Annotated in this window: 4 protein-coding genes; 2 read left to right on the top strand and 2 right to left on the bottom strand. The window is 72.8% G+C overall.

All coding sequences use genetic code 11. The features are described 5' to 3' along the window. Position 1: 1 nt before the first annotated feature. A complete protein-coding gene (locus tag ACIRSS_RS44605) occupies positions 2-6,757 on the bottom strand; it encodes an SDR family NAD(P)-dependent oxidoreductase (RefSeq protein ID WP_400906826.1) in 6,756 nt (2,251 codons plus the stop codon). Between the two features lie 766 nt (positions 6,758-7,523). On the opposite strand from ACIRSS_RS44605, the gene ACIRSS_RS44600 reads away from it, so the two are divergent. Both ACIRSS_RS44600 and ACIRSS_RS44595 read left to right on the top strand, forming a co-directional pair. Beyond that, complete coding sequence (locus ACIRSS_RS44600; protein ID WP_400906823.1) at positions 7,524-8,645, top strand: pyridoxal-phosphate dependent enzyme; 1,122 nt, start codon at positions 7,524-7,526, stop codon at positions 8,643-8,645. Then, on the top strand, positions 8,642-9,259 hold the full coding sequence (locus ACIRSS_RS44595; protein WP_400906821.1) for a transcriptional regulator: 618 nt from the start codon (positions 8,642-8,644) through the stop codon (positions 9,257-9,259). Before ACIRSS_RS44600 ends, ACIRSS_RS44595 begins: the two co-directional genes overlap by 4 nt. Here ACIRSS_RS44595 and ACIRSS_RS44590 read toward each other — a convergent pair. Next, positions 9,247-10,641 carry an amino acid permease gene (locus ACIRSS_RS44590; protein WP_400906818.1) on the bottom strand — a complete coding sequence of 465 codons (1,395 nt, stop codon included), beginning with the start codon at positions 10,639-10,641 and terminating at the stop codon, positions 9,247-9,249. The genes ACIRSS_RS44595 and ACIRSS_RS44590 overlap by 13 nt on opposite strands. Positions 10,642-10,788: the final 147 nt, after the last annotated feature.

The raw sequence follows: 10,788 nt of genomic DNA, 5'->3' as shown, positions 1-10,788 counted from the left end.
GTCACCACCCGGAAGCGGTGTGGACGACGGCGGCGACGTCCTGGCGGCCCCAGGCGAGCTCCCGCAGCAGGCCGAGGGTGCCTTCCTCCGGGTCGATCAGCTCGATGCCGCGGCGGGCGTAGTCGCGCATCAGCTCCGGCGTCACCATGCCGTCGTGGTCGCCGGTCGGCGCCCACGGTCCCCAGTGGACGGTCACCGCGCGCCCGGCGGGCCACCGGCGGCCGAGGGTTTCGAGGGCGTCGTTCGCGGCGGCGTAGTCGGACTGGCCGCGGTTGCCGAGCGTCGCGGCGATGCTGCCGAAGAGCACGACGAACTTCGGTTCGTCGGGCAGGTCGGCGGTGGCGTCGAGGAGCGTCCGGGCGCCGTCGACCTTGGTGCCGTAGACGCGGGCGAACGACTCGGGCGTCTTGTCGGCGACGAGCTTGTCCTCGATGACGCCGGCGGCGTAGACAATGCCGTCGAGCCGGCCGTACTCGGCGTGGATCTCCTTGACGGCGCGGTGCACGGCTTCGGCGTCGAGCATGTCGACGGACTGGTAGCGCACCGGGCTGCCGAGGTCTCCGAGCTGCTTGAGGGTCGTGCGGACTTCGCGTTCGCCTTGGACGCGTCGGACGGTCTTCTCGATTTCGGCGGGATTCTTCAGGCCCTTTTCGATGAGGGCGGCTCGCAGGGCCTTGGCGTCCTGGGCGTGCGGGAACTCGTCGTCCTCGGCCGGGACGGGGGTGCGGCCGAGGAGTTCGACGCGGCAGCGGGTCGCCGCGGCGAGGGTGGTGGCGAAGCGGGCGGTGATGCCCTTGGCGCCGCCGACGAGCAGGACGACGGAGTCGCGGTCCAGGCCGATGGCGGCCGCTTCGGCGGCGCCATCGCCCGCCGGGCCCGCGCCGCTGCTGCCGAGGAGGCCGAGGGTCTGCTCGGTGGGCTTGAGTCCGCGCCGGTTCGCGCCGTCCCGGATGACGACGGGTTCGCGGTCCACAGTGGATAGCTCGGCGACCAGCTGGGCGGCGTCGGCGTGTTCGACGACCCGGGCGAGGGTGTCCGGGTACTCGCGGGAAATGCTGCGGTGGAAGCCGCGGAGACCTTCGGCGGGTCCAGCGGTGAGCAGCCACCGAGGCTTTTCCGCGAGGATGGCTTGATACAGCGGGAAGGCGGCGGGCAGGACGGCGTCGCCGCCGGGGAGGTGGAGGTAGCCGTCGAAGCCGGGGCGGACGTCGTCGCCGATTTCGGCCTCGGCGCCGTGGGCGGCGAGTTCCGCGCGGACAGCTTCGGCTCGCACGCCGGAGCCGAGCACGAGGAACCGGCTCCCGGCGAGGTCGGGGGCGGTGGCCGGGGCGAGGTCGAATTCGGTCATCACGTACCGCTTCGGCGCGACGATCACCGGCTGCGGTTCGGAGCGGTCGGCAGCGGGCTCGCCGTGGTTCGCCGCGGGCTCGCCGCCCGCGGCGAACATCTCGGCGATCCCCGCGGCCGTGCGCGCCTTCGCGAGTTCTTCGACGTCACCCGCGCCGAGGCGAACCGTCAGCTCCCCCGCGATCTCGGCGCGCTTGATCGAGTCGATGCTCAGGTCGGCTTCCAGGTCGAGGTCCGGCTCGATCATCTCCACCGGATAGCCCGTCCGGGCGCCGATCACCTCGACCACGGTCTCCAGCACCGAGTGCCCCGATGTGGTGCTCGGCGCATCAGCCGCCACGGCGGGACGCACCGCACCGACCAGTTCGGCGATCGCCGCCGCCGTGCGGGCCTTAGCGAACTCCTCGATGTCGCCGCCGGCCAAGCCCAGCCGGGTGGCCAGCTCGCCCGCGATCTCCGCCCGCTTGATCGAGTCCACGCTCAGGTCGGCTTCCAGATCGAGGTCGGGCTCGATCATCTCCACCGGATAGCCCGTCCGCTCCCCGATCACCTCGACGATCGTCTCCAGCACCGGCCGTTCTACCGGCACGTGAACCGCCACTGGCGCCGGCAGGGCCTCGATGACCGGCACCGGCGCCGACACGGCGATCGGCGCCTCAGTGCCGAGGTACCCGAGCAGCACGTCCCGCTGCGCGGCGATCATCTCCCGGCTCGTCCGCAGGAAGTCGGTGACCATCGCTTCCGCGGTCGACTCCGGCACGGCAGCCGGCACCCCGAGCGAGACGCGCGAAGCCGGCCGCAAAGCTCCCGCCGGGATGGCGCCGTCGGCGGTGCGGAGGAGGTGGCCGTCGACCGTCCACCCGGGACGCTTCGGGCGCGGCACGGACGCCGCGTCGACCGCGTCGCGGCCGCGGAACAGCCAGCCCGTCTCGACGCCGACGCCGGCCACCGCCAGCTGCGCCAACGCGCCCAGGAAGCCCGGCAGGCCGCGGCGGCCCGGCTGCTCGAACCCGACCGTCCGGTGCGGCCGGTCGCCGAGGATCGCGCCGACCTGCCTGGCCAGCACCACCCCGGGCCCGGCCTCGACGAACACCCGCGCGCCGGCCGCGTACATCGCCTCGATCTGCTCGACGAACCGGACCGGCGACCCGACCTGCGCGGCCAGCTCGCCGCGGATCTCGTCCGGGGACTCCGGGTACGGCGCCGCGGTCCGGTTGGCATAGACCGCGACAGCGGGCCGCACGACGCCGATCGCGTCGAGGTCGCGGCCGAACGTCTCCCCCGCCGCCGCGACCAGCGGGCTGTGGAACGCGCACGCGACCGGGAGCCGCTTGGCGCCGAACCCCGCCGCGCGCAGCTGCCCGACCGCGGCTTCGACATCCGCTGTCGGGCCGGAGATCACCGTCTGCGAGGGCGAGTTGTGGTTGGCCAGCACCACAGCGGAGCCGGTGAGCACCGAACCAACAGCCGAAGCCGACGCCGAGACCGCCGCCATCGCGCCCGGGTCGCCCGCCGGGATGGCGCCGAGGATGGCCGCCGCTCGCGCGTGGCTGGCGTGCAACAGCGCCTCCGGCGTCAACGCGCCCGCCGCGGCGAGCGCGGTCAGTTCACCGTAGCTGTGGCCGCCGACCATCGCGGGCCGGACGCCGGCGCGGGTCAGCAGCCGGAACGCGGCCAGTCCGGTGAGGCCGAGCGCGGGCTGGGCGACGCGGGTGTCGGTCACGCTGTCGGCAAGGGCTTGCCGCGCGGCTTCGCCGAACACCGCCGGGCCGAACACGACGTCGGCGGTCGGCGGGTCCAGCCGCAGGTACCGCTGCAGCTCCGGGAAGGCGACGAACAGCTCGGCGAACATGCCCGGCCGCTGGCTGCCCTGGCCGGGGAACAGCACCGCGACTTCGCCGGGCTCGGTGTCGTCGGCGCGGTGCACGCCCGGGACGTCCTGGCCCGCGAGCGCCTGCCGCAGCAACCCGGTCAGCTCGTCCACAGTGGACGCCACGACCGCGAGCCGCACCGGCCGGCCCTGAGCGCGCAGCGACGCCGACAGCGCGAGGTCCCGCAGCCGCCACGGCTGCTGTCCCGCCGGGACGTCCGAAGCCAGCGCCAGCAGGTCGCGGACCGCCGCGTCGCTGCCGAAGACGAACAGCTCGGCCGGCCACTCGTCCGCGGAGAGGGCGGGCGGAACGCTGTCGTGCGCGCCGAGCACGACGTGGAAGTTGGTGCCGCCGAAGCCGAACGCGCTCACCCCGGCGATCCGCTCGGCGGCCGGCGCGGCCCACGGCTGCGCGGCCGTCTGGAACACGAACGGGCTCGTCTCGGCGTCCCACGCGGGGTTCGGCGCGGACAGGTGCAGCGTCGGCGGTTTGACGCCGGTGTGCAGGGCCAGCGCGGTCTTGATCAGCCCGGCCAGTCCCGCCGCGCACTTGGTGTGCCCGATCTGGGACTTCACCGACCCGATCGTGCAGCCGCCCGGCGTGGCACCGGCCTCGGTGAACACCTTCGTCAGCGTACCCAGCTCGGTCCGGTCGCCGACGACGGTCCCGGTGCCGTGCGCCTCGACCAGCCCGACGCGCGCGGGCGAGACGCCGGCGTTGCGGTACGCCCGGGTCAGCGCGGTGTGCTGGCCTTCCGGCCGGGGCGCGGTGAGGCCCAGCGCGCGTCCGTCGGACGCTGCCCCGACCCCTTTGATCACGGCGTAGACGCGGTCACCGTCGCGTTCGGCGTCGGCGAGCCGCTTCAGCGCGACGCAGGCGACGCCTTCGCCGAGCGCGATGCCGTCGGCCGCGCTGTCGAAGGTCGCCGAACGGCCGGTCGGCGAGAGGGCGTGCGCCGAGGCGAACAGCAGGTAGTCGTTGATGCCGTTGTGCAGGTCCGCGCCGCCGCACAGCACGAGGTCGCTGGTGCCGGCCGTCAGCTCCTTGCAGGCGACGTCGACGGCGGTCAGCGACGACGCGCACGCGGCGTCCACGGTGTAGTTCGCGCCGCCCAGGTCGAGCCGGTTGGCGATCCGGCCCGCGATGACGTTGGCCAGCACACCCGGGAAGGAGTCCTCGGTGATCCGCGGGAGCTGGTCGTCCAATGCGGACGGCAGTTCGCCCACATAGGACGGCAGGACGGTCCGCAGGGACATCGCGTTCGACAGGTCGCTGCCCGCCTCCGCGCCGAACACGACCGACGTCCGGGCCCGGTCGAACGGGCGGTCCTCGTACCCGGCGTCCACGAGCGCGCGGTGCGCGGCCTCCAAGGCCAGCAGCTGCACGGGTTCGATGCTGGCCAGCGACGACGGCGGGATGCCGTACTTCAGCGGGTCGAAGCCGATCTCGGGCAGGAACCCGCCCCAGCGCGACGGCGTCCGCTCGCCCTGGCCTTCGGGGTCGTAGTAGAGCGAGGTGTCCCAGCGCTGCGGCGGCACCTCGGTGACCGCGTCCGCGCCGGCCAGGACGTTCGCCCAGAACGTCGCCAGGTCGGGGGCCTGCGGGAACATGCAGGCCATCCCGACGATCGCGATGTCGAGCGGCGCGGGCGCCGGGGGCTCCGGCGTCTCGACGGCGAAGGCGGCGGCCCGCTCGCGCAGGACCTCGTTCGCGCCTTCGCCGACGGCGTGGTGCAGGTCGGCGATCGTGGTGACGGCCGAGCGCAGCACGGCGACCTCGCCCGCCATGAACATGCCTTCGGCGAGCTGCCGGTCCTCGCCGACGTCCCGCAGTTCGGCGCCGACGCGCTCGATGCCCTTGCTGGCCAGGCGAAGCCGGCCGACGTTCAGCTGCTCCAGCCGTTCCCAGGCGTCCCGGCTCGGCACGCCTTGCTCGGCGAGCCCGGCCTTGATCGCCGCGTACTCCTCGGTGAACGGGCTGCGGACGCAGCGGGTGGCGTGGCCCGGCGCGGTCTCCAGGAGGTCGGTGTGCTCGGCGCCGAGCAGGCTGCGCTGGAACAGCGGGAGCACGGCACCGGCGTCGACGGCCTCGCGGGTGAAGAGGTAGGCGGTGCCCATCAGCACGCCGATCGCGGCGCCGCGCGCGGCCACCGGCGCGGCGAGGGCGGCGACCATCGCGGCCGAGCGCTCGTCGTGGATCCCACCCGCGAACAGCAGCTGCAGGTCACCGGCCGCGGCCGGGGTGGCGGCGACGAAGTCGGCGAGGACGCCGAGCTGCGCTTCCCACAACGGAAAACTCGTGCGCGGCCCGACGTGGCCTCCGCACTCCGAGCCCTCGAAGACGAACTTGCGGGCCCCCGCTTCGAGGAACTGCTTCAGCAGTCCCGGCGACGGCACGTGCAGGAACGTCGAGATCCCGGCGTCTTCCAGGGCCGCGGCCTGCGCGGGGCGGCCACCGGCGATGATGGCGTGCGTGGGTCGCAGCTCGCGGATGACTTCGAGCTGCGCGGTCTTGACGTCTTCCGCGGCGAAGCCGAGGACGCCGACGCCCCAGGGCGCGGCACCGACGGCTTCGCGCGTCCGTTCCAGGACATCGCGAGTCTGGTCCGGACCGGACAGGGCCAGCGCGATGAACGGCAGCGCCCCGCCCGCGGCGACCGCGGCGGCGAACGCGGGCTGGTCGCTGACGCGGGTCATCGGTCCCTGGGCGATCGGCAGCGCCGTGCCGAACGCGCGGCTGCCCGCGCTGCCAGGACCGAGCACCGGAACCTCGACGCGCAAAGCGTCGCCGATGGCTTCGGCCAAGCCGCGCACGGCCGCGGTCACCGTGCCCCACCGGTCGCGGAACCGCGTGGCAAGGAAGACGTCTTGGCCGGCTTCGACCGGTTCTGAACCGTGCCGCGCGAGGCGGCGGACGCCGTCGACGACCGTGGTTTCGGAGCCGTCCAGCCCGGTGAGCGCACGGGTGAGCGCCGACGGCAGTTCGGCTTCCGGCAGCAAGGCGAGCTGGGTGTCGACGACGACCCCGGCGGCACCGCCGACGACCGCGGCGGCCGCCGTGTGCGGGCCGATCCCGCCCGCGGCCCAGACCGGGACGTCGAAGTGCTCGAGAAGGGCCTGGAGCAGGACGAACGTGCTCAGTTCGCCGGTCCGGCCACCGCATTCGTGGCCGCGCGCGACCAGGCCGTGGGCTCCGCCGTCGACGGCTCGCGCGGCCGACGCCCGGCTGGTCACCTCGGCCAGCACCCGGCGGTCCGGGAAGTCCCGCGCGGTGCACGGGGAGTCTTCGGTCAGCAGGACGGTGGTCACGCCTTCGGGCAGCTCGGCGACCGGGCCGGTCAGCCGGACGCCGAAGGCCGGAACGCCCCACTCGGCGAGGAGCGCGAGCTCGTCCGCGGCGGCGCCGCCGCCGGTCAGGTCGAGGACGCCGAACCCGCCGCCGCGCGCCGCGGCGGCGACCGCGCGCGCCGACGGCCACCGCACCGGGGAGACGGCGACGATCAGGCCGGCCGATCCGCGGTCGGCTTTCGGGACACGCATGGGAACTCCCGCTACGCACGAAAGGGTGATGGCAACGGGGAGTACTTAAGCGGGTTCACACCGCCGCCGTCAACAACCCACCGCGATTTCGTCGTGCTGGTTCAGAAAATTCGGGATGGACCAGCCGGAAGACGCAAGAATTTAACGTCGCCGTCACGTTCCGCCGGTCGGGAAGGCGTGCCGGAGCCGGGCAGGGTGGCCCGGACCTGCGGCCCGCCTGGCACACACCACCAGATGGGGCAAGCCTTCTCACCCGGCGGACGCAGTGCGACTGACCACACCGGACCACGACGTCCGGCGGTCCTGCCGATTTCCGCGCAGCCCGCAAAGCGCCGTGCCGGTAAAAAGCGCCACGACGAACGAACGGTCCCGCAATGCGCAATCCACGGAATTCCGGAGTGAATGGCCGCTATTCTCCCGGCATTTTTACCCACAGTCGAAAGTAGCGCCCGGGGCCGGCCCGATTCACGGCACCGGAACCCGGAAGTCCACTGTGGATTCCCGAATGTCCCGGGTTCGTCGTGCTCACGCGACCTCGCGCACTCCGGTTCCGGACGCGCCGCAAGCCGGGGACACCGCTCCGACCAGCACGACTCCGGGTATTCAGCCGGACACCATCGGTACCTCCAGTCGCCCGTCCGACGCTCGCCGACAAGAATTTTCCACTCTCCGGTGACAGATTTTCCTTAGAAGAAGCTGAAAGCGATTCGCATACTCGCCGGTAACGATGGACACATCGTCTAGGCTTGGACCTTCTGTCCAGAGCGTGGAGGTGGTCGTGGAGTACTGGTACGCCGACGAGCGGTCGGGGACGCGCTACCCCGGCGACCCGCTGCGGTGGCGCGGCGACGACGGCGCGCCCCTGACCGTCGGTCCGCTGCCCGGCCTCACCCCGGGCGACGTCGACACCGGCGTCCGGTCGCTGTGGCGCTACCGGGCCGCCCTGCCCGGCGACCTGCGCCCGGTCTCGCTCGGCGAAGGCTGCACCCCGCTGGTCCCGCGGCCGTGGGGTGACGGCGACGTGCGGTTCAAGCTCGAGTGGTTCAGCCCGACCGGCAGCTTCAAGGACCGCGGGTCCAGCGTCATGATCTCCGCGCTGGCCGGCGCCGGGGTCACCGAACTGCTGGAGGACAGCTCCGGCAACGGCGGCTCGTCGGTCGCGGCCTACAGCGCCGCGGCCGGGATCGCGGCCACCGTGCTCGCCCCCGAGGGGACGTCACCGGCGAAGGTCCTGCAGACCCGCGCGTACGGCGCGGCCGTCGAACTGGTCCCCGGCACGCGCGACGACACCGCCGCCGAGGCCGTCCGCCGCTCGGCGCGCACGACCTACGCCAGCCACAACTGGCACCCCTTCTTCCTGCAGGGCACGAAGACGCTGGCCTACGAACTGTGGGAGGACCTGGGGTTCCGCGCGCCGGACGCCGTCGTCACGGTGGCCGGCGCCGGCAGCATCGTGCTGGGCTGCGACCTGGGCTTCGGCGAGTTGCTGGCCGCCGGGTCGATCACCCGGCGCCCGCGTCTGCTGGTCGCCCAGCCGCGCAACTGCTCCCCCGTCGACGCCGCCTTCCACGACCGGCAGCCGCCGCCGTTCGCCCCGACCGTCGCCGAGGGGACCGCCATCCGGCACCCGGTCCGCCTCCCCGAGGTCGTCGCGGCGATCCGCCGGTCGGGCGGCGACACCGCCGCGATCGAGGAGGACGCCATCGCCGCCGCGGCCCGCCGGCTGGCGTCCCTCGGCCTGTACGCGGAACCGACCAGCGCGACCGCCGCCGCGGCCGTCGACGTCTTCCGCGCGCGGGGCGCCATCCGGCCCGGCGAGACGACCGTCGTCGTCCTCACCGGGTCCGGGCTGAAGGCCGGCGACCGGCTGCGGGAGCTGATCGGATGACCGAGGACGAGCTCCTGCTGCGCGAGGCCGAGAAGATCGCCCACGCCGTGGGCCGGATGTTCCCGGGACTGTGCGAGGTCGTGCTGCACGACCTGCGCGACCCGGCCCACGCCGTGCGCGCGATCGAGGGCGGCTTGTCCGGGCGCGCCGTCGGCGACCCGGCGACCGAGCTCGGCCTGGCCCGGATCGCCGACCCGGAGTTCCCGGACGTGCTCCAGAACTACCCGAACCGCTTCCCCGATGGACGGCCCGCGAAGAGCACGTCGATCGGCATCCGCAACTCCGGCGGGGAGTACGTCGCGGCCCTGTGCCTCAACCTCGACGTCTCCCTGCTGGGTTCCGCGGCCCGCGCCTTGACGCGCTTGGCCCGCACCGACGAACCGGCCCCGCTGACCGAGTCGCTGCGGGCCCGCACCGGCGACGAGCTGCGCGCGCTGGTCGAGGACTACGCGACCGAGCGCGGGCACACCCCGCGCGGTCTGCCCGCGGCCGCGAAGAAGGACCTAGTCCGGACGCTCAAGGAACGCGGGTTCCTCGAGCTGAAGAACGCGGTGCCGGCGCTGACCGACCTGCTCGGGATCTCCCGGGCCAGCGTCTACAACTACCTGCGCTGAGCGGCGGGTTCCCGCCGCTTCGCCACGAACCGCCAGCCCACCGCGAGGACCACGGCCAGCACCGGGATCGAGTAGAACGCGACCTTCTCCGCGCCGTCGGAGAAGCCCATCAGGACGACCACCAGCGCCAGGAAGGCGAGCGTCGCCCAGCCCGAGTACGGCGCCCACGGCATCCGGTAGGACGGGCGCTCGAGCTCGCCGCGCAGCGCGGCCTGGCGCAGGCGCAGCTGGCAGAACACGAGCGTCGCCCACGTCGTGATCACGCCGAGGGAGGCGATCGCGATGGCGATGTCGAACGCGTCCTTGGGCACCAGGTAGTTCAGCACCACGCCGAGCAGGTAGGCGACCGAGGTGAACAGGATGCCGCCGTAGGGCACGTGTCGGCTGCTCATCCGGCTGACGAACGACGGCGCCTCGCCCTTTTCGGCCAGCGAGCGCAGGATCCGGCCGGTGGAGTAGAGGCCGGAGTTGACGCTGGAGAGCGCCGCGGTCAGCACGACCGCGTTCATGACGTCGCCGATGCCCGGGATGCCGAGCCGGCTGAACACCGTCACGAACGGGCTCTCGTCACCGTTGTAGAACGGCCACGGCAGCAGCATCGCCAGCATCAGCACCGAACCGACGTAGAAGACGCCGATCCGCCACACGACGCCGTTGATCGCCTTCGGCAGCACCTTGCGGGCGTCCTTCGTCTCGCCCGCCGCGATGCCGACGACCTCGATGGCCGAGTAGGCGAAGATGACCGCCTGCAGCGTCATCAGCGCGATGCCGATGCCCGCCGGGAAGAATCCACTGTGGTCGGTCAGGTTGTGCACGCCGGCCGGCGTGCCGCCGATGTCCGCGCTGGTGAACACCAGGCCGAGCGCGGTGACCAGGAAGACCACGATGGCCAGCACCTTGACCACCGAGAACCAGAACTCCAGCTCCCCGAACAGCTTGACGCTCAGCAGGTTCACCGCGAGCAGCACGCCGAGGGCGACCAGCGCGGTGCACCACTGCGGCACGTCCGGCAGCCACTTGTGGACGTAGATCGCGACCGCGGTGATCTCCGCGATCCCGGTCATCGCCCAGTTGACCCAGTACATCCATCCCGAGACGAATCCGGCCCACGGGCCGATGAACTTCCGCGCGTAGGTGACGAAGCTGCCGGAGCTGGGCTCGTGCAGGACGAGCTCGCCGAGCGCGCGCATCACGAAGTAGGCGGCCACCCCGCAGATCGCGTAGGAGAGGACCAGCGACGGGCCGACCTGGTGCAGCTTGCCGCCGGCGCCGAGGAAGAGCCCGACGCCGATCGCGCCGCCGATGGCGATCATCTGCACTTGGCGGTTGCCCAGCGCTTTCGAGTAGCTTTCACCTTTTTCGGTGAGGAGCGAGGAATCCATGGTTGCCAGACGCTAGAGGCTGTGCGGCAGGTCACCAAGCACACTAAGGAAAACTTAAGGTGTGCGGGAGATCACCACCCGCTTTCGGTGGTACTGCCCCGTTCTGATTTGACAGGGCCGCCGCACGACCCGCAGGCCGCGGCTTCT

Origin of the sequence: Amycolatopsis sp. NPDC101161, from assembly GCF_044768185.1 — a bacterium.
In the GTDB taxonomy this organism is placed as follows: Bacteria; Actinomycetota; Actinomycetes; order Mycobacteriales; family Pseudonocardiaceae; genus Amycolatopsis.
The sequence above is the reverse complement of the archived record's forward strand: the minus strand, read 5'-3'. Positions and strand labels throughout refer to the sequence as shown.